The organism is Flavobacterium sp. 5 (assembly GCF_002813295.1).
Lineage (GTDB): Bacteria > Bacteroidota > Bacteroidia > Flavobacteriales > Flavobacteriaceae > Flavobacterium.
Window position 1 is genome coordinate 2,834,061 of the sequence record NZ_PHUE01000001.1, and the last position, 20,160, is coordinate 2,854,220.

Annotated in this window: 13 protein-coding genes, 2 tRNA genes and 3 rRNA genes; 15 read left to right on the top strand and 3 right to left on the bottom strand. The window is 36.3% G+C overall.

Annotated features, from left to right (window positions below):
* Window positions 1-25 precede the first annotated feature (25 nt).
* The 7 genes from CLU82_RS11630 to CLU82_RS11665 all read left to right on the top strand — a co-directional run bounded on the left by CLU82_RS11630 (window position 26) and on the right by CLU82_RS11665 (window position 6,424).
* The gene (locus tag CLU82_RS11630) at window positions 26-649 is read left to right on the top strand and encodes a biopolymer transporter ExbD (protein ID WP_100843259.1); all 624 of its coding nucleotides are present in this window, start codon (window positions 26-28) and stop codon (window positions 647-649) included.
* Window positions 650-668: 19 nt separating this feature from the next.
* The gene (locus CLU82_RS11635; RefSeq protein WP_100843260.1) at window positions 669-1,241 is read left to right on the top strand and encodes a biopolymer transporter ExbD; all 573 of its coding nucleotides are present in this window, start codon (window positions 669-671) and stop codon (window positions 1,239-1,241) included.
* 31 nt (window positions 1,242-1,272) lie between these two features.
* The gene (locus CLU82_RS11640) at window positions 1,273-2,070 is read left to right on the top strand and encodes an energy transducer TonB (protein ID WP_100843261.1); all 798 of its coding nucleotides are present in this window, start codon (window positions 1,273-1,275) and stop codon (window positions 2,068-2,070) included.
* Window positions 2,071-2,302: 232 nt separating this feature from the next.
* On the top strand, window positions 2,303-3,232 hold the full coding sequence (locus CLU82_RS11650) for a PstS family phosphate ABC transporter substrate-binding protein (protein ID WP_100843263.1): 930 nt from the start codon (window positions 2,303-2,305) through the stop codon (window positions 3,230-3,232).
* A 15-nt stretch (window positions 3,233-3,247) separates the two neighbouring features.
* Window positions 3,248-4,918, top strand: coding sequence for a lipopolysaccharide assembly protein LapB (locus tag CLU82_RS11655; RefSeq protein WP_100843264.1), 1,671 nt, complete (start codon window positions 3,248-3,250; stop codon window positions 4,916-4,918).
* A gap of 150 nt (window positions 4,919-5,068) precedes the next feature.
* A complete protein-coding gene (locus tag CLU82_RS11660) occupies window positions 5,069-5,701 on the top strand; it encodes a 7-carboxy-7-deazaguanine synthase QueE (protein ID WP_100843265.1) in 633 nt (210 codons plus the stop codon).
* Between the two features lie 330 nt (window positions 5,702-6,031).
* Entirely contained in the window at window positions 6,032-6,424 is a 393-nt protein-coding gene (locus CLU82_RS11665; RefSeq protein ID WP_100843266.1) for an energy transducer TonB, read from the top strand.
* 91 nt (window positions 6,425-6,515) lie between these two features.
* Here CLU82_RS11665 and CLU82_RS11670 read toward each other — a convergent pair whose 3' ends face one another.
* Window positions 6,516-7,220 (bottom strand): bifunctional 2-polyprenyl-6-hydroxyphenol methylase/3-demethylubiquinol 3-O-methyltransferase UbiG, encoded by a 705-nt coding sequence (locus CLU82_RS11670; protein ID WP_100843267.1) that lies wholly within the window; start codon window positions 7,218-7,220, stop codon window positions 6,516-6,518.
* Window positions 7,221-7,293: 73 nt separating this feature from the next.
* Here CLU82_RS11670 and CLU82_RS11675 point away from each other — a divergent pair, with 73 nt between their 5' ends.
* The 8 genes from CLU82_RS11675 (at window position 7,294) to CLU82_RS11710 (ending at window position 16,329) form a co-directional block, all read left to right on the top strand.
* A complete protein-coding gene (locus CLU82_RS11675) occupies window positions 7,294-7,788 on the top strand; it encodes a YkgJ family cysteine cluster protein (RefSeq protein WP_100845014.1) in 495 nt (164 codons plus the stop codon).
* Between the two features lie 103 nt (window positions 7,789-7,891).
* Window positions 7,892-9,127: an ABC transporter permease gene (locus CLU82_RS11680; protein WP_100843268.1), complete on the top strand. Its 1,236-nt coding sequence runs from the start codon at window positions 7,892-7,894 to the stop codon at window positions 9,125-9,127.
* A 1,294-nt stretch (window positions 9,128-10,421) separates the two neighbouring features.
* A 16S ribosomal RNA gene (locus CLU82_RS11685) occupies window positions 10,422-11,935 on the top strand.
* Window positions 11,936-12,101: 166 nt separating this feature from the next.
* Window positions 12,102-12,175: transfer RNA gene (locus CLU82_RS11690), tRNA-Ile, on the top strand.
* 138 nt (window positions 12,176-12,313) lie between these two features.
* Window positions 12,314-12,387, top strand: a tRNA-Ala gene (locus tag CLU82_RS11695).
* Window positions 12,388-12,539: 152 nt separating this feature from the next.
* Window positions 12,540-15,423 (top strand): 23S ribosomal RNA (locus CLU82_RS11700).
* Between the two features lie 153 nt (window positions 15,424-15,576).
* Window positions 15,577-15,686: ribosomal RNA gene (gene rrf / locus CLU82_RS11705) — 5S ribosomal RNA — on the top strand.
* The 16S, 23S and 5S rRNA genes sit together here with 2 tRNA genes alongside, the layout of an rRNA operon.
* A gap of 238 nt (window positions 15,687-15,924) precedes the next feature.
* Window positions 15,925-16,329, top strand: coding sequence for a DUF3244 domain-containing protein (locus CLU82_RS11710; RefSeq protein ID WP_100843269.1), 405 nt, complete (start codon window positions 15,925-15,927; stop codon window positions 16,327-16,329).
* A 257-nt stretch (window positions 16,330-16,586) separates the two neighbouring features.
* Here the strand turns inward: CLU82_RS11710 and CLU82_RS11715 are convergent, their stop codons facing one another.
* Both CLU82_RS11715 and CLU82_RS11720 read right to left on the bottom strand, forming a co-directional pair.
* A complete protein-coding gene (locus tag CLU82_RS11715) occupies window positions 16,587-18,434 on the bottom strand; it encodes a M1 family metallopeptidase (protein ID WP_100843270.1) in 1,848 nt (615 codons plus the stop codon).
* An 86-nt stretch (window positions 18,435-18,520) separates the two neighbouring features.
* Window positions 18,521-20,155 (bottom strand): dihydrolipoamide acetyltransferase family protein, encoded by a 1,635-nt coding sequence (locus tag CLU82_RS11720; protein ID WP_100843271.1) that lies wholly within the window; start codon window positions 20,153-20,155, stop codon window positions 18,521-18,523.
* Window positions 20,156-20,160 lie beyond the last annotated feature (5 nt).

Here is a 20,160-nt window from a genome sequence, read left to right on the forward strand (position 1 = left end):
ATATCAAATAAAATATAAAAAAATAATGGGAAAAATAGTAATGAAGAAAAAATCCACATCTACCGATATGACGGCGATGTGTGATGTTGCGTTTCTTTTGCTAACGTTCTTTATTTTGACTGCCACTGCTAAAACACCTGAAGTATTACCAGTTGATACTCCACAATCTACTGTTCAGACTAAATTGCCAGCTGATAACTTATCAATGTTGACAATCGGTAAAGTTGAAGGAAAAACAGCTGTATTTTTTGACCTAAAAGGAAAAGATGTTCGTAAAAAAGCACTTGAATTTATGGCTGATAAATATAATGTTGCTTTTACTGATAAAGAAGCAGAAGAATTTTCATTAATGGAAAGTTTTGGTGTTCCTATTCAAAATTTAAAAGAAATTTTGAATATGAAAGCGGCAGACAGAAGTAAGGCTGGGCAGCCTGGTATACCTAAAGATTCTTTAGATAACCAGTTGAAGGATTGGGTACTTTATTCTCGCAAAGCAAATATTGAGGTTAATGACAAAGAATTGAATTTTGCGATAAAAGGAGATGCTAAGGAACAATATCCTGCAATCAAACAAGTAATGGATCTTTTACAAGATCAAAAAGTTAATAGCTTTAACTTGGTTACAGGTTTAAGAGGAAAGAATTTTTAATTAAAAAAGATATACTAAAATGGCTGAATTAAATACCGACGGCGGCGGTGGTAAAAAAGGCGGTGGTAAGGTAAGAAGTAAAAAACAAAATTCTAAGGTAGATTTAACTGCCATGGTAGATTTGGCTTTCTTATTGATCACATTCTTTATGCTTACTACTACGTTGTCTAAACCTCAATCCATGGATTTGACGTTGCCAGATAAAGATGATCCGAAAGATAAGAAAACGGATATTAAAGTTGATGAAAATAAAACATTGACTTTATTACTTGGTGAAAACGGAAAATTGACAAGTTATATGGGGATGATAGCTACTCCTTTAGTAGCACCAAAGGATTTTTCTTATGGTAAAGATGGGATTCGTAAAGAATTATTAAAGCGAATGGAACAGGTTAAACAGTATTCCACCGCTAAGGGAGAGCCTGGTAAAGGAATGATTGTTATAATCAAACCAAGTAAAAAGTCTACTTATCGTAATTTGGTTGACGTTTTGGATGAAATGGCAATAGTTGGGGTAAATAAGACTGGATCTTATGCGATTGTTAATGACTTTTCTCCTGAAGAAGTAAAATTGTTAGAGGGAAACAAATAATTTGTTCCTAATAACCTAATAATTATAAAAAATGAAATTAGATTTAATAAAAAGTCAATGGATTGAGATCGTTTTCGAAGGGCGTAATAAACTTTATGGTGCTTACGAACTTAGAAAATCGAATAGAAAGACTTCTATGCGAGCTCTTATCATTGGTAGTATTCTTTTTAGTTTAGCTATCAGCGCTCCGCTTATTGCGAGTTACTTACCAGATAGTGGTGATGAAGCTGATAACGATATCAAGATAACTGCTGTGAAGTTGCCTCCTAAAAAGAAAGTCGAAGCTCCTAAGGATCTTGCTCCACCACCTCCACCTCCACCAAAACAAGACATGGTTAAATTCGTTAAGCCAGTTGTTGCTAAGGCAGAGGATGTTACTGAAGATCCACCAAAAATGGATGATATCAAAGACAAAAAAACGGGTGCAGAAACTGTTAAAGGAGATCCAGATGCTCCTCTTACTGTTGAAGAGACTGGAAATGGTCCAGCAGTAGAAATTATTGCAGAGGATACTAGTGTACACTCTTTAGCAGGTATTGAGCAAAAACCTGAATTTCCTGGTGGTATTGAGAAGTTTTACCAATTTGTTGGGAAAAATTATCAAGCTCCAGAAGAAGAAGGTCTTAAAGGAAAAGTTTACGTTACTTTTGTTGTTGAAAAAGATGGGTCATTAACAGATATCAAAGTAATTAGAGATATTGGTTATGGTACTGGAAAAGAAGCGATTAGAGTTTTGAACAAATGCCCAAAATGGCTTCCAGGTGAACAAAATGGTAAAAAAGTAAGGGTGTTATATTCTCTACCTATTACTATTCAATCAGCAGAATAATGTTAAATAATTTATTTAACAATTTAAAGAAGAAATCGCTTATTGAGCGATTTCTTCTTGTTATAACCATATTGGTTTTCCTAGCGTATTTTTTTTTAGGGCTAATGGTTATATTTTGGAAAAAGTTTCCTTTTAATATGCAAATGCAATATAGAATTGCTTTAGGCGTTGTATTAATTGTGTATGCAATTATTAGGTTTTTTAGAGTCTATAATGCTAATAAAGAATAGTTATGTCTAGATTTAATATTTGTTTGGTTTTAGTTTCATTTGTTTTGATTTTTTTTAATTGTAAAAAGAATGAAAATACCGTTTCCAATGATGAAACAGTTTTAAAAGGGAAGGCTACTATTTTTGTTGATGAAACTATTACTCCTATTGTTGAAGATGAAGTAATGGTATTTGAAAGTAATTATGATGCAAAGTTCACTTTAATTTCTAAATCAGAATCTGAGGTTTTAAATTCTTTGTTTAATAAAAAAGTTGGAATTGTTGTAATTGCTAGAAATTTAACTAAAAAAGAGTTAAATATTTTCGAACAAAGAAAAATAGTTCCTAAAATAACTAAATTTGCTATTGATGGCATAGCTTTTGTTTCTAATAAATCCAGTAATGATACTTTAATTGCTTTGAAGGATGTAATTGGTTTTATGAAAGGAGACAGAAATTCTAAAATTAAGGGTTTAGTGTTTGATAATCCAAATTCAAGTACGGTAAATTATATGAATAATTTAGCGGGTTTGAGTAGTTTGCCAGATAAAGATGTTTATACTTTTAAAACAAATAATGAAGTTTTAAAATTTGTTTCTGAAAATAATGGGATGGTAGGTGTTGTTGGAGTAAATTGGTTGTCTCAACCTAATGCTTCAATGGAAGTGATTATTAAGAATATAAATGTTTTAAGTGTTAAAGGTTTAAAAAAAGAAGGTTTTTATGCACCTTCTCAAAGTAATTTTGCCGAAGGTACTTATCCTTTATTGAGAGATTTGTATATAGTTAATTGCCAGGGTTATTCTGGTTTGGGTATGGGAATTGCTTCTTTTGCCGCTGGTGATATAGGGCAAAGAATTGTTTTGAAATCAGGTTTATTACCACATCAAATGCCTACAAGAAAATTAAATATTGTACGAGGTACATCAAACAACGAAAAAGAAATAAAATAATTTAATTTAATGAAGATGAATAAAGTTAAAGTTTTAAGTATTGCTCTATTGGCTGTAGTGGCAACTAGCCATGCGCAAGATCTTAATCAAGCAAAGAAAGCAATCGATGCTGAGCAATTTGAAAGTGCAAAAACAATTTTAAAATCTATAATTGCAGCAAAACCTACTAATGGTACTGCTGATTTTTATTTAGGTAATGTTTATCTATTGCAAAATAATGCTGATTCAGCTAAAATATATTATCAAAAAGGTCTTGCTGGTTCTGAAGGAGCTAGGTTGAATAATATTGGTCTTGGTTTAATAGATCTTGATAATGGAAATGCAGCGGCAGCTGAAGAAAAGTTTGCGTTAGTTACAAAAGATTTAAAGAAAAAAGATATTGAAGAGTATATTTTTATAGGTCGCGCTTATACGTTTTCATTAAAACCAGATTATAAAAAAGCGCTAGAGTATTTAAACAAAGCAAAATTAATAAATCCTCAAGATGCACAATTAAATTTAGCATTAGGAAATGCTTATTTTGGTGATAAAAATCAAAACGAAGCATATTCGGCTTATAGAAATGCTTATTCAGCTGATAATACATTGATTAGAGCGAAAATGCAGTTAGGTGTTTTGTTGAAAGGAGCTAAAGCATATACTGAAGCAATTAAAGCTTTTGATGAAGTTATCGCTATTAATCCAAATTATGGACCTGTTTATCGTGAATTAGCAGAGACTTATTATTTATGGGGAAGAAATGAACCATCTAAATATAGAGTATATGTAGATAAAGCCTTGGTTAATTATGAGAAATATTTGACCTTAACAGATTATTCTATTAGTTCAAGAATGCGTCATGCTGACTTTTTGGTTTTAGCTGGTGAATATAAAGCTTTAGAGGTTGAGGCTAATAAAATGGTAGAATTAGATAAGGTGAATCCAAGAATTTTGCGTTATTTAGGAATTTCAGCTTATCAAAATGGTAACTATGATGTGGCTATAAAATCTTTAGAAAATTTTATTTCGGATTCAACTAATAAAATAATTGCTTTAGATTATCAAATTTTAGGTTTTGCGAAAATTAAGAAAGCTACTGGTGAAGATGGAAAAAATCTTGATACTGCATTATTTGATAACGGTATTCTTGATGTGAAAAAATCATCTGAGATGGATGCTAATGGTTTGGCTTTGAATATTAGCGATATCGGAAAGAAATTATACGAGTTGAAGTTGTTTAAACAAGCTGCTGCAATTTATGAAATTGCAGTTGCTAATAAAGAATCTAAAAACTATATTTTGGATAATTTCTATTTAGGAAACAGTTTGTATTTTGATAATACAAAAAAAGATGTTAAGGCAGATCCTATTGCTTTGCAAAGAGCTGACTTAGCTTATGCTGCTGTAATTGAAGCTTCTCCTAAAACTCAAGATGCTTATTTGTACAGAGCAAGAACAAATAGTTTGTTGGAAAATGATGAGATGACAATTAAATATTACAATGATTACGTTAACATAGTAACAGAAAAAGGTGCTGAAGAGTTAGCTAAACCTGCTGTAGTTAAGAAAATAATTGAAAGTTACAATACTGCAGCTGCAAGTTATGCAAATACAGATAAAACTAAAGCTATTGAATATTTCAATAAAACATTAGCTCTTGATCCTGTTAATCAATATGCATTAGATTCATTGAAATCTTTGAAATAATTTAAAGGAAATATTTTTTTTAAAAACGGCAATTAGAAATAGTTGCCGTTTTTTTTATATATAATAGTTTTGTTGTTTTCTTCATGATAGTAATTTATCAACTCTTTAAATTTCCATTAATTGCGTATCTTTGCACCCTAAATTTATACAATGTTATCTAAAGAAGTTCAATTAGAAGTTAATAAAGGAACTATGCTTCCTCTTATGGAAGAATTTTATACTATTCAAGGAGAGGGCTTTCATACGGGTACTGCTGCTTATTTTATTAGAATAGGAGGTTGCGATGTTGGTTGTCATTGGTGTGATGTTAAAGAGAGTTGGAATGCTGAATTACACCCACCTACAAAAATTGATTTGATAGTTGATAATGCAACTAAGTATGCTGATACTATTGTTATTACTGGTGGAGAGCCTTTAATGTGGGATATGGATCCTTTGACACAAAAATTAAAGGATAACAATGTAAGAGTTCATATTGAAACCTCAGGTGCTTATCCTCTTAGTGGTACTTGGGATTGGATCTGTCTTTCTCCTAAAAAAAATAAATTGCCGACTAAAACCGTGTATGATAATGCAGATGAACTTAAGGTGATAATTTATAATAAGCATGATTTTATTTTTGCTGAAGAACAAGCTGAAAAAGTGAATCCGAATGCAATTCTTTTTCTTCAACCAGAATGGAGTAAAAAAGAGGAAATGACACCGCTGATTGTTGACTATGTCATGAATAACCCAAAATGGAGAGTTTCGCTACAAACTCATAAGTATTTAAATATCCCTTAAATTCTTAAATTGGCTTTCTTTTTTTGAAAATCATAGATTGTTTATCGTCTTATTTTTTAAACTTTTATCCCTATAGATAGAGCACAAATAATCTTTGTTTTTGATTATTTGTGTATAGTTATATCTTTTCTTGTTAATTTTAAAATTATTGACTTTTCGTGTTACTTTTTTAACTTATTTACTTGTAAATGGTTAATTATTTCACGTGTTAATATGATAATTTTATTTATATATTTTTATATATTTGGTTTTATTAAGCATAAATTTTTATATATTTACTAAAACCTACTATGATTCTTTTGAAGAATCATTACTAAAATAAAATAGCCCATGAAAAGAATTTTACTTTCTATAATTACTTTGTTTGTTGTGAGTTTTGCTTCGGCACAAGTAACGGCCACTATGGTGGATGATGCTCCTTATAATTATGAAGAAGTCGAAGTTAGGCCTGAATTTCCTGGAGGAAATAATGCTTTAATGACATTTATTAGTTCTAATTTTAAAATGCCTGATTACGATGGAGGAGGAGGTACTTTAAAAGTTGCTTTTATTATTGAAGTTGATGGGAGTGTTACCAATGTAAAAGTTGTAAAAGATCTTGGTCAAGGAACCGGAGCAGAAGCCAAAAGAGTTATCAGTTTGTTGCCTCACTGGACTTCAGGAGAGCACAGAGGTCAAAAAGTTAGAGTACTTTATGAAATACCGATAAAAATTGCAGGTTAATCTTCTGTAGCTATGATGAAAATGTAATAGACTTTATAAAAAGCCAAATGTTAAACAACATTTGGCTTTTTCATTTTGTATTGGTTTTGTTTTAAATACTAAGTCTGGCTAAATAATCATAATGTTCCCCTTCGAGTAGTAGTTCACACTGGAGTCCATTGGCAAAAGCTGCATTTTGCAATGTATTATAGTCTAGATAAAGCCAAGGAAAAGCAGTTTCAGTTTCTTTTTTATAGGATATAGTAAAAGTCAATTCCCCATAATAGCCATTGCTTGGTATCCATTTTCCACCATCTTCATCATCATCAAACATATATATAATATCAGAAGAGTCAATAAGAATCTGGCCGCCAGGATTGAGTAGGTTTTTTAATTTTTGCAAAAATTTAGGCGTATCATTTAGAGTGCCAAAAATCCCTGTGCCATTCATTAGTGCAATGATAGTATCGTATTTTTCATTTTCCAAAGTCAGTATGTCTTGCACTTTTGCATCCTTCAATCCACGAAGTTTACAAGCTTCAATTGCATTTTCCGAAATATCAATAGATGTAACATCAAGATTTCTATCGTTTTGTAAAGTCAGACTATGACTCCCGGCTCCACATCCCACATCGAGAACCCTACCTTTAGCTAGCTGTAATGCCTTTTGTTCTATTTTGGGCATCTCATTATAGTCACGAAATAGATAAGCAACACTCATTTCATCTTCTTCCGAAATAGAAGTTTCGGTTGTTAAGTTTTCGGGTTTGTTATTCGTTTGGTAATCTAGTATAGCTTTTCCAAAAAGATCTTTCATAAATTTAGTTTGAAGTTTAAATTTCCGAGTTTAAAGTTTAGTACTTTTGCGCATTCAACATTATATGTCAAAATTGAAACCAGCTTTAAACGAATTAGGGAAACTTGCCAAAGATAAGCATATCGAAAACAAAAAGTATTTCGATAAGCTAAAAAAGAAAACGCCTAAGAATTTAGATTATATAATGCTGGATATCCATGAATCCGAGTTTAAAAAAACAGATTGTTTAAAGTGTGCCAACTGTTGTAAAACTACAGGACCATTATTTACTTTGGCAGATATTGAACGCATTTCAAAGTCTTTAAGGCAAAAACCACAGCAGTTTATCGATCAGTATTTGCGTATAGATGAAGATCAGGATTATGTATTGAAAAGCGTGCCATGTACTTTTCTAGATACAGACAATACTTGTTTTATTTATGACGTTCGTCCAAAAGCATGTCGTGAATTTCCTCATACCGACCGAAAAAAGTTTCAGCAAATTACCGATTTAACTTTGCAAAATGTAGCAATATGTCCTGCAGCTTATAATATTGTTGAAGAAATGAAAAAGAAATTACCGCTCTAAATTTTGCTTTTTTTTATAAGATCAACAGTACTCCAAAAAAGGTTTAACAAGACCTTAAATAAAACTTTATGTATATTTGTTCAGTTCCTCAAAGTATATTAATTTGAATTTAGAATATTTTATCGCCAAAAGGCTCATTACTGCCAAAGATTATAAAAGTAGCATATCAGCTCCTATAATTAACATTGCTATATCTGCTATCGCTATCGGTATGATCATGATGATAGTTTCGGTGGCAACTGGTATTGGATTACAAAATAAAATCCGTGAAAAGATTGCGGCCTTCAACGGACATATTATAATTTCGAACTACGATAATAACCAATCTGAAATCACATTATCGCCCATTGCAAAAAATCAAGATTTTTATCCAAAGTTCAATGCCGTTCCAGAGGTAAGTCACATTCAAGCCATAGCCAGTAAAGCTGGAATCATTAGAACCGAAACCGCTTTTGAGGGAATTATTTTCAAAGGAGTAGGAAATGACTACCAATGGGGAAATATAAAAGAATATCTCGTTTCTGGAAGACTGCCTGATTTATCAAAAAAGGTTACTCCAGAAGTAGTAATTTCTCAGTTTTTAGCCAATCGACTAGAGCTAAAAGTCGGCGATTCCTTTAATACCTTCTTTATAAAGGAAAATCAAAATCAATTACCAAATATCCGAAGATTCAAAATAACAGGGATTTTCAATTCTGGATTTCAACAATTCGATGCGACCTACATAATCGGAGATATAAGACATGTACAAAAAATAAATAAATGGAACCCAAATCAAATTGGAGCTTTTGAGGTTTTTGTTAAAGATTTCAATACAATAAAAGAAACCGGAGAGCAGGTATATGAAAAAACATCTTCAACACTAGATACCAAAACAATTATCGAAAAATATAGCTATATATTCGAGTGGTTGCAACTTTTCGATTTCAATATTATTGTAATATTAGCAGTAATGATACTCGTGGCAACTATAAATATGGTAGTAGCCTTGCTAGTATTAATACTAGAACGAACCCAAATGATAGGAATTCTAAAAGCATTAGGAGCAAACAATTGGTCAGTTAGAAAAATATTTCTCTACAACGCATTCTATCTTATCGGCAGAGGATTGTTATGGGGCAATGGAATCGGAATCGCATTATTGTTATTACAGCAACAATTCGGAATAATAAAACTAAACCCCGAAAACTACTATGTCAATGAAGCCCCAGTATATCTTAATTTCGGATATATCTTGGCATTAAATATTCTTACAGTAACAATTTGTGCATTAGTATTATTAATTCCCTCCTATATAATCACAAAAATTTCCCCAGTCAAAGCTATTCGTTTCGATTAATTTCAATAATAATCAGGAGCTATTTCCTGCTATCCACTCCAATCTTGTGGGCCGAACCCCGGCCCACAAGGATTTCCACTACTATCAGGGCTAGGGCATCAGGCATTATAAGAGAGATTTGTCTTTTAGATACACCTATTATATATGTATATCACCTTTTTGATGCAAGCCCTCCGTATTCTGAACCCTTCAGAATAACAACCCAACCATATTTTAGTTTAAAAAGCAAACGCCGCATCTAAAACCAATGATATTATATGTTTTATATATAGCATTTATATAAAACGTATAAATGATTTGTATAAAAAATATAAATGATTTATACGAAAGGTATAATTGTTTTATACGAAAAGTATAATTGTTTTATACGAAAAGTATAAAAGATTTATATGAAAGGTATAATTGTTTTATATAAAAAGTATAATTGTTTCATACGAAAAGTATAAAAGATTTATATAAAAAGTATAATTGTTTTATACAAAACGTATAAATTATTTATACGAAAGGTATAATTGTTTTATACGAAAAATATAATTGATTTATACAAAAAGTATAAATGTTATATATAAAAAGTACATTATATAGTAAGTACAGCCAAAAACGATACTTCTATGTACTTAAAACAATAAAATTTTAGAATCACCACTCAGTACCTATATATAGTATAGTGAATAAACCACGTATTATTCCCAAAGAAACCTCCAAAAACCTAGCAAAACCGATAAAACACTTCAAAATCCCATACCCAAATTCAAAAATCATCAAAAAGTGTTTTTGTAACCCACCTTAAACCAGTGTATTAAAAAATAAACAAAAAATAGTTAAGAAAAGCCATTGCAGAAACGAATAAACGTGGTACTTTTGCACCCGCAACAGCGAATAAGTTCTTATAAAATCTGGCAAGTAATTCAAAATCAAAACGAAAATTTATTTTCAAAAAAGATTCAGAAAAGCTTGTGAGAAATAAAAGAGTTAGTTACTTTTGCACCCCGCTAAATTAGCAACGATCTTTGAAATACTGATAAGAAAACGAGAAGCAAACGAAAAAGAAATTTTTCTAAAAAAACTTCAAAAGTTTCTTGCCAGTTAAAAAGAAAATGCTACTTTTGCACCCGCTTTGAGAAACAAGCGAAATACAAAAAGACACGTTCCTAGACATATTGAATTGACAGCCGTTTCGTTGAAAAACGAAACAAATAAAATAAGAGTAATAGAATCGTATAGATTTGAATAAACACCGATAGAAACTGAGTCGAATAACAATAGTCTTGAAGCAATTCAAGACGCATAATATACGATGAAGAGTTTGATCCTGGCTCAGGATGAACGCTAGCGGCAGGCTTAACACATGCAAGTCGAGGGGTATATTTCTTCGGAATTAGAGACCGGCGCACGGGTGCGTAACGCGTATGCAATCTACCTTTTACAGAGGGATAGCCCAGAGAAATTTGGATTAATACCTCATAGTATTACGAATCGGCATCGATTTGTAATTAAAGTCACAACGGTAAAAGATGAGCATGCGTCCCATTAGCTAGTTGGTAAGGTAACGGCTTACCAAGGCTACGATGGGTAGGGGTCCTGAGAGGGAGATCCCCCACACTGGTACTGAGACACGGACCAGACTCCTACGGGAGGCAGCAGTGAGGAATATTGGACAATGGGCGCAAGCCTGATCCAGCCATGCCGCGTGCAGGATGACGGTCCTATGGATTGTAAACTGCTTTTGCACAGGAAGAAACAACTCTACGTGTAGAGTCTTGACGGTACTGTGAGAATAAGGATCGGCTAACTCCGTGCCAGCAGCCGCGGTAATACGGAGGATCCAAGCGTTATCCGGAATCATTGGGTTTAAAGGGTCCGTAGGCGGTTTTGTAAGTCAGTGGTGAAAGCCCATCGCTCAACGGTGGAACGGCCATTGATACTGCAAGACTTGAATTATTAGGAAGTAACTAGAATATGTAGTGTAGCGGTGAAATGCTTAGAGATTACATGGAATACCAATTGCGAAGGCAGGTTACTACTAATGGATTGACGCTGATGGACGAAAGCGTGGGTAGCGAACAGGATTAGATACCCTGGTAGTCCACGCCGTAAACGATGGATACTAGCTGTTGGGAGCAATCTCAGTGGCTAAGCGAAAGTGATAAGTATCCCACCTGGGGAGTACGTTCGCAAGAATGAAACTCAAAGGAATTGACGGGGGCCCGCACAAGCGGTGGAGCATGTGGTTTAATTCGATGATACGCGAGGAACCTTACCAAGGCTTAAATGTAGATTGACCGGTTTGGAAACAGACTTTTCGCAAGACAATTTACAAGGTGCTGCATGGTTGTCGTCAGCTCGTGCCGTGAGGTGTCAGGTTAAGTCCTATAACGAGCGCAACCCCTGTTGTTAGTTGCCAGCGAGTCATGTCGGGAACTCTAACGAGACTGCCAGTGCAAACTGTGAGGAAGGTGGGGATGACGTCAAATCATCACGGCCCTTACGCCTTGGGCTACACACGTGCTACAATGGCCGGTACAGAGAGCAGCCACTGGGCGACCAGGAGCGAATCTACAAAACCGGTCACAGTTCGGATCGGAGTCTGCAACTCGACTCCGTGAAGCTGGAATCGCTAGTAATCGGATATCAGCCATGATCCGGTGAATACGTTCCCGGGCCTTGTACACACCGCCCGTCAAGCCATGGAAGCTGGGGGTGCCTGAAGTCGGTGACCGCAAGGAGCTGCCTAGGGTAAAACTGGTAACTAGGGCTAAGTCGTAACAAGGTAGCCGTACCGGAAGGTGCGGCTGGAACACCTCCTTTCTAGAGCCTTAGTTGTTAGCAATTTATTGCACGCTAGGGAAAGAAGACGAAGAATTTATAGGTTACAAATTAAAGATTATATTACTCTTGCTGTTAATTTAAAAAAATAAAGAATAAAAGTAGAGGCGTTGCAGTGCAACGACTAATACAATTTAAGAATAAAGAGTGTCTCGTAGCTCAGCTGGTTAGAGTACTACACTGATAATGTAGGGGTCGACAGTTCGAGTCTGTCCGAGACAACTATTTTAAGAGTTATAAGTCATAAGTTATGAGTTATAAGTTTAAAAGAATTGAAATTCTTAAAAAAAGGAAATTTTAGAAGTTGAGCGTTTATGAGCAAATTCATAACTCATAATTCATAACTCATCATTTAAAAATGGGGGATTAGCTCAGCTGGCTAGAGCGCCTGCCTTGCACGCAGGAGGTCAACGGTTCGACTCCGTTATTCTCCACAATCCGGTAGAGACGTTGCATTGCAACGTCTCTACTAAGGAAAAAGTTCATTGACATATTGAGATAAGAAATAATAAAAAGTAGAAAGCGTTTTTTACTATTTATAGTAAAAGACAAAAAAAAACGGTCTTAATTAATTTTAAGATTGGTACAATAAGCAAAATAAGGGCGTATGGGGGATGCCTTGGCTCTCAGAGGCGATGAAAGGCGTGATAAGCTGCGAAAAGTTACGGGGACGAGCACACATCGATTGATCCGTAAATACCTGAATGGGGCAACCCACTATGTTGAAGACATAGTACACCGATAGGTGGGCAAACCCGCTGAACTGAAACATCTAAGTAGGCGGAGGAGAAGAAAACAAAAGTGATTCCGTAAGTAGTGGCGAGCGAACGCGGATTAGCCCAAACCAATGTTGTTACGGCAATGTTGGGGTTGTAGGACCACGACATTTCTTGCATAAAGAATTAGAATCTACTGGAAAGTAGAGCCAAAGAAGGTGATAGCCCTGTATAAGTAATGAATGTAAAGGATAGTGGTATCCTGAGTAGGGCGGGGCACGTGAAACCCTGTCTGAATTTGGCGGGACCATCCGCTAAGGCTAAATACTCCTGAGAGACCGATAGTGAACCAGTACCGTGAGGGAAAGGTGAAAAGAACCGTGAATAACGGAGTGAAATAGATCCTGAAACCATACGCTTACAAGCGGTCGGAGCCCTTTTGTGGGGTGACGGCGTGCCTTTTGCATAATGAGCCTACGAGTTAACGTTGCTGGCAAGGATAAATGGTTAAGCCATGGATCCGTAGCGAAAGCGAGTCTGAATAGGGCGCTTTAGTCAGTAGTGTTAGACGCGAAACCGTGTGATCTACCCATGGGCAGGATGAAGCGCTGGTAACACAGTGTGGAGGTCCGAACCGGTTGACGTTGAAAAGTCTTCGGATGACCTGTGGGTAGGGGTGAAAGGCCAATCAAACTCGGAAATAGCTCGTACTCCCCGAAATGCATTTAGGTGCAGCGCACGGCGTAAAGTTATATAGAGGTAGAGCTACTGATTGGATGCGGGGGCTTCACCGCCTACCAATTCCTGACAAACTCCGAATGCTATATAATGTTTCCGTGCAGTGAGGGCTTGGGTGCTAAGGTCCAAGTCCGAGAGGGAAAGAACCCAGACCATCAGCTAAGGTCCCCAAATATATGTTAAGTTGAAAGAACGAGGTTTGTCTGCCCAGACAGCTAGGATGTTGGCTTGGAAGCAGCCATTCATTTAAAGAGTGCGTAACAGCTCACTAGTCGAGCGGACGAGCATGGATAATAATCGGGCATAAACATATTACCGAAGCTATGGATTTGTAATTTATTACAAGTGGTAGGGGAGCATTCTAACAGGGTTGAAGGTGTGTTGTAAAGCATGCTGGACTGGTTAGAAAAGAAAATGTAGGCATAAGTAACGATAATGCGGGCGAGAAACCCGCACACCGAAAGACTAAGGTTTCCACAGCTATGCTAATCAGCTGTGGGTTAGTCGGGACCTAAGGCGAACCCGAAAGGGACAGTCGATGGACCACGGGTTAATATTCCCGTACTACTAATTACTGTGATGGGGTGACGGAGTGATGAAAGCGCCGCGAACTGACGGAATAGTTCGTTGAAGTACCTACCTATAAGCTGCGCAGGCAAATCCACGCGGCTTGGGGAAATACGATAGTACTCGGAGTCTTCGGACAAAGAGATAGTGCGCCTAAGGGCTTCCAAGAAAAACCTCTAAACTTCAGGTAATTAGTACCCGTACCGCAAACCGACACAGGTAGTCGAGGAGAGAATCCTAAGGTGCTCGAGAGATTCATGGCTAAGGAATTAGGCAAAATAGACCCGTAACTTCGGGAGAAGGGTCGCCCCGAGTAATCGGGGCCGCAGTGAAGAGGTCCAGGCGACTGTTTATCAAAAACACAGGGCTCTGCAAAATCGTAAGATGAAGTATAGGGCCTGACACCTGCCCGGTGCTGGAAGGTTAAGAGGAGATGTTATCTTCGGAGAAGCATTGAATTGAAGCCCCAGTAAACGGCGGCCGTAACTATAACGGTCCTAAGGTAGCGAAATTCCTTGTCGGGTAAGTTCCGACCTGCACGAATGGTGTAACGATCTGGACACTGTCTCAGCCATGAGCTCGGTGAAATTGTAGTAACGGTGAAGATGCCGTTTACCCGCAGTGGGACGAAAAGACCCTGTGCACCTTTACTATAGCTTAGTATTGACCTTGGATAAATGATGTGTAGGATAGGTTGGAGACTGTGAAGTGGCGTCGCTAGGCGTTGTGGAGTCATTGTTGAAATACAACCCTTTGTTTATCTGAGGCCTAACCCCGCTTTGCGGGGGACATTGCTTGGTGGGTAGTTTGACTGGGGTGGTCGCCTCCAAAAGAGTAACGGAGGCTTCTAAAGGTTCCCTCAGTACGCTTGGTAACCGTGCGTAGAGTGCAATGGCATAAGGGAGCTTGACTGAGAGACATACAGGTCGATCAGGTACGAAAGTAGAGCATAGTGATCCGGTGGTTCCGCATGGAAGGGCCATCGCTCAAAGGATAAAAGGTACGCCGGGGATAACAGGCTGATCTCCCCCAAGAGCTCATATCGACGGGGGGGTTTGGCACCTCGATGTCGGCTCGTCACATCCTGGGGCTGGAGAAGGTCCCAAGGGTTGGGCTGTTCGCCCATTAAAGTGGCACGCGAGCTGGGTTCAGAACGTCGTGAGACAGTTCGGTCTCTATCTACTGTGGGCGCAAGAAATTTGAGTGGATCTGATTCTAGTACGAGAGGACCGAATTGGACAAACCTCTAGTGTATCTGTTGTCCCGCCAGGGGCACCGCAGAGTAGCTACGTTTGGAAGGGATAAGCGCTGAAAGCATATAAGCGCGAAACCCACCACAAGATGAGATTTCTTTTAAGGGTCGTGGGAGATGACCACGTTGATAGGCTATAGATGTAAAGGCAGTAATGTCATAGTCGAGTAGTACTAATAACCCGTAAGCTTATGTACACCCTTTTCCCGAGTCGCAAGACTCGGGAAGAAACTTTCTAATACATTTTTTATATTCTTTATCTCAGTATGTTAAGATATTGTTGCAATGCACGAGTTCTAAATTAGGAATTACGACTTGCAAGATGATTGTCCAAAGCAATTATAACTTCTTAAGGTGGTTATTGCGGCGGGGCTCACCTCTTCCCATCCCGAACAGAGTAGTTAAGCCCGCCTGCGCAGATGGTACTGCAGTTATGTGGGAGAGTATGTCGCTGCCTTTTTTTATAAAAACCCTGTTTCGATAAGAAACAGGGTTTTTTGTTTTACAAAAAACTCAGTTTATATAAAAAACGGACTATGGTATATTGCCCCAAACAGTTACTGAATTACCATAGAGGTGGATATATCGTTTTCGTGGAGTTAAAATAGCACTTATATTAGAGAATGTAGTTGTGTTTTTATAGGAATTATGAGACTACTTTAGCTATAGAAATAATTACTAATTTAAAACGCAGTATCATGAAAACGATTTTAAAATTCAGTTTAGTAGTATTAGTAGCAATGACTACAATGAGTACTTATGCAATCAATGGTGATTTTTTACTTAATGTAAAAAAGGGAGAGGGTAAAGAAATTAGTTTTTCGGTAAATGAGATTCAGAAAGCTACTGTAACAATCTATGATGAGTCCCATAATGTGATTTATAATGAAACAGTAACGGGTAAAGGTGGAATAACAAGAGTGTATAGTCTTGAGGAGTTTCCAGAGGGGGTTTACTTTTTGGAGGTAGAAACTAATTTAAAAAAGGTAACCCATGAGATTGTAGTTGCTAATACAGCCACTACCTTATCCAGAAAAGCAATCGCTGAAGTCTATAAAGGCGACTTGAAAATTAAAAATGAAAATGTGGCTACGGTAAATTAAAGATTTAGGATTTTTTGAAACTACTTACTTCGAATGTTAAGAAACAGTTCTTTGGGGGCTGTTTTTTTTGTTTTAAGGCCCTTTAAAACCTAAAAATGTTCTTCATGAAACCGAATTTGCATGAGGGATGGAAATGGCATCCTTTTGTTTTGCTTCTTTAGCAAAACAAAAGATAGAATGGACAGCCCGACCTCGTTGCTGTACAAATGGTATTGTTTAATCCAAATGTGGTGCAACGAGGGCATGCCCATAGTATTTTATTTCAATAAAGGTTCTACAGCTTGAACAGTAGTAGCATGATATCCAGCTTTTGCTTTTGCATAGATTTGTTTTGCCCAAGCTTTTCCTTCGGGGGTTTTAATCATCTCTTTATAGAGTGGAAGCAATGAACCTGTTCGGCTATAAGAAGTCAAAAACTCTTCAATTGCTGGATAAGCATCTTTGTACTGATTTTGTATTGTTTTTATAAACCACTGACGTCGAACAACAAAATTTCCACCATTGATAAAATTAAATTCTTTGTCAATTGCAGTTATTTCTTCAGTGGTCAAATCTTTTGGCAAATAATCAATAAAATGCTGCTTTTCGTTAGTCGATTTTATTTTCTGACTCAATCCCTTAACTCCAGTTTTTCTCCAAGTTTTTTGGATATTATCAATGGAATTGAAATCTTCTGAAACAGGTGTAATGATATTACTTGGAATTCCAGGTTTGTAAACCCAATCATCAAGGTTTATTTTATTGGCTAATGTTTTGTCTCCATTGATTAGATTTTTATTAAAATAGGCTACAAAATATTCTGTTGTTATTGATTGAAAGGCATGCGCTTTGAAATAATTAGTAAGGAATTCATCAAATTTTTTACGTCCAACTACAGCTTCAATAGTTTGTAAAAAAGCATATCCTTTTTCGTATGGAATTTCGCTTAAGCAGTCATCTGGATTTCTTCCTTTAGTCTCTACTTTTAGTCGGGAATCAGGGCTGTCGTTTCCTATTTCATCCAAATTATTTTTTAATGTTTTTCGGCTTAAAACATCTTGCATTTTTGCTTCTTTAACTCCAAATACTTCTTCTCCAATTCGGTGTTCTACATAAGTAGTAAATCCTTCATTGAGCCAAATATCATCCCAAGTAGCATTGGTTACTAAATTTCCGCTCCAGCTATGACCCAATTCGTGAGCTAATAAACTTGTTAGCGAGCGATCACCAGCTAAAACTGTTGGTGTAAGGAAAGTTAGATTTGGATTTTCCATTCCACCATAAGGAAAACTTGGAGGAAGTACAATAACATCATAACGACCCCATTGATATGGGCCAAAAAGTTTTTCGGCAGCATTTACCATTTTTCCTAATTCTCCAAATTCCCATTTAGCTTTATCAATTACTGTGTGTTCAGCATAAACACCAGTACGATTATCAATTGGTTTAAACTCGATATCGCCCACGGCAATTGCCATCAAATAAGATGGAATTGCTTTTTCTTGTTTGAAAGTATAAATACCGGTGTCATTTTTTTCTTGTGGATTTACCGCACTCATCACAGCCATTAAATCTTTTGGCACAGTAACTTTTGCGTTATAAGTAAAACGAATTCCTGGTGAATCCTGGCAAGGAATCCAGGTACGTGACCAAATACTTTCTCCTTGAGAAAAAACAAAAGGTTTCTTTTTGTCAGCAGTTTGTTCTGGTTTTAGCCATTGTAAAGCTATAGATTCTTTTGTAGTGTAGTAATAGATGTTTACTTTGGTAGTATTGGGTTCGATAGTTATATGAAGTGGTTTTCCATGGAATTCAACTTCTTTACCCAATTCGAATTTGGTTTCTTTTTCTTCATCGCCCAAAGTAACTTTGGTAATATTTAAAGTGTTTTCGTCAAAAATAATTTCGTTTCCTTTTGAAATATTTTCAATCTGCCAAGAAGCTTTTCCAGAAATAGTTTGAGTATTAAAATCGACTTTGATATCTAAGTCCAAATGTTTGGCAACTGCTTCAGCTGGATTTGAAAAGGAATGAGAATCTTTTACAACTTCATGTTTAGTTGTGCTTTCTTTTTTTTGACAAGCGGTGAAAGCAATAATAATTAATAGTAAGCTTATTTTCTTCATATAAAAATATTTGCATCTAAGTTAAAAATAAAAACCCGTTCTGAAAATTTCAAAACGGGTTTTTATTATGGTGAAAATTAAGCAGCTTATGCAAGCATAGTTACTGGATTTTCGATGTATTGCTTTAATGTTTGTAAAAACTGAGCTCCTGTTGCTCCATCGATTGTACGGTGATCACAAGCCAATGAAAGCATCATAGTATTTCCTACTACAATTTGACCATTTTTTACAACTGGTTTTTCTACAATAGCTCCAACTGATAATATAGCTGAGTTTGGTTGGTTGATGATAGAATTAAATTCAGTTATACCAAACATTCCAAGGTTAGAAACAGTGAAAGTACTACCTTCCATTTCTTGTGGTCCAAGTTTTTTGTTTTTAGCTCTACCTGCAAGATCTCTTACACTTGCACCAATCTGAGAAAGGCTCATTGCGTCAGTAAATCTTAAAACTGGAACTACTAATCCATCCTCAACAGCTACCGCAACACCAATATTTACATGATGATTGATAATGATAGCATCTTCTTTCCATTGAGAGTTGATTTTTGGGTGTTTTTTCAATGCTAAAGCACAAGCTTTGATTACCATATCATTGAAAGATACTTTGGTATCTGGCACTGAATTAATAATAGCTCTTGACTGCATAGCATCGTCCATTGTAACTTCAATCACAAGGTTGTAATGAGGCGCTGTAAACAATGATTCTGCCAAACGTTTCGCAATGATTTTACGCATTTGCGAATTTTTGATTTCTTCTGTAAAAACTTCTCCTGCTGGTACAAATACTTTTGGAGCTTCTGTTTTTGCAGTTTCTGAAGTTTTAGGAGCTGAGCTAGCTGCTGGAGCAGAAGTTGCTGGTGTAAAGTTTTCAATATCGCTTTTTACGATACGTCCGTTTTCACCTGAGCCTTTTACTTGTGTTAATTGAATTCCTTTATCGCTTGCTATTTTTTTAGCTAATGGTGATGCTAAAATTCTTTTTCCGTCGCTTACTGTTTCAATTACTTCAGCAGGTTTGTCTGATGAAGCAGGTTTAGCATCTTCTTTAACTTCAGCAATTGGTGCAGATCCACCAGTTTTATAGTTTTCTGCAATTCCGCTAATATCTGTTCCTGCAGGCCCAATGATAGCTAAAAGACTATCAACTGGTGCAGTATTTCCTTCCTGAATTCCAATATATAAAAGAGTTCCTTCATTGAAAGACTCAAATTCCATTGTTGCTTTGTCAGTTTCGATTTCGGCAAGAATATCACCTTCGGCAACTGAGTCACCTACTTTTTTCAACCAAGAAGCTACCGTTCCTTCAGTCATAGTATCACTCAAACGAGGCATTGTTACTACAATAACTCCTTTTGGTAATGCTGCAGCTGGAGCAGCTGTTGTAGAAGCTTCTGCTGTTTTAGCTTCAACTGGAGCCGGTGTTGATTCTGCTGCTGCTGGTGCAGCTGCCCCTCCAGCTATTAAAGCTGAAACATCTTCTCCTTCTTTTCCAATAATTGCTAATAAAGAGTCTACTGGTGCAGTTTCCCCTTCTGGGATTCCAATATATAAAAGTGTTCCTTCGTTGAAGGATTCAAATTCCATTGTTGCTTTGTCTGTCTCAATTTCAGCTAAGATATCACCTTCGCTAATTTTGTCTCCTACTTTTTTAAGCCAAGCTGCTACCGTTCCTTCTGTCATAGTATCGCTCAAGCGAGGCATTGTTACAATTGTTGCCATAATTG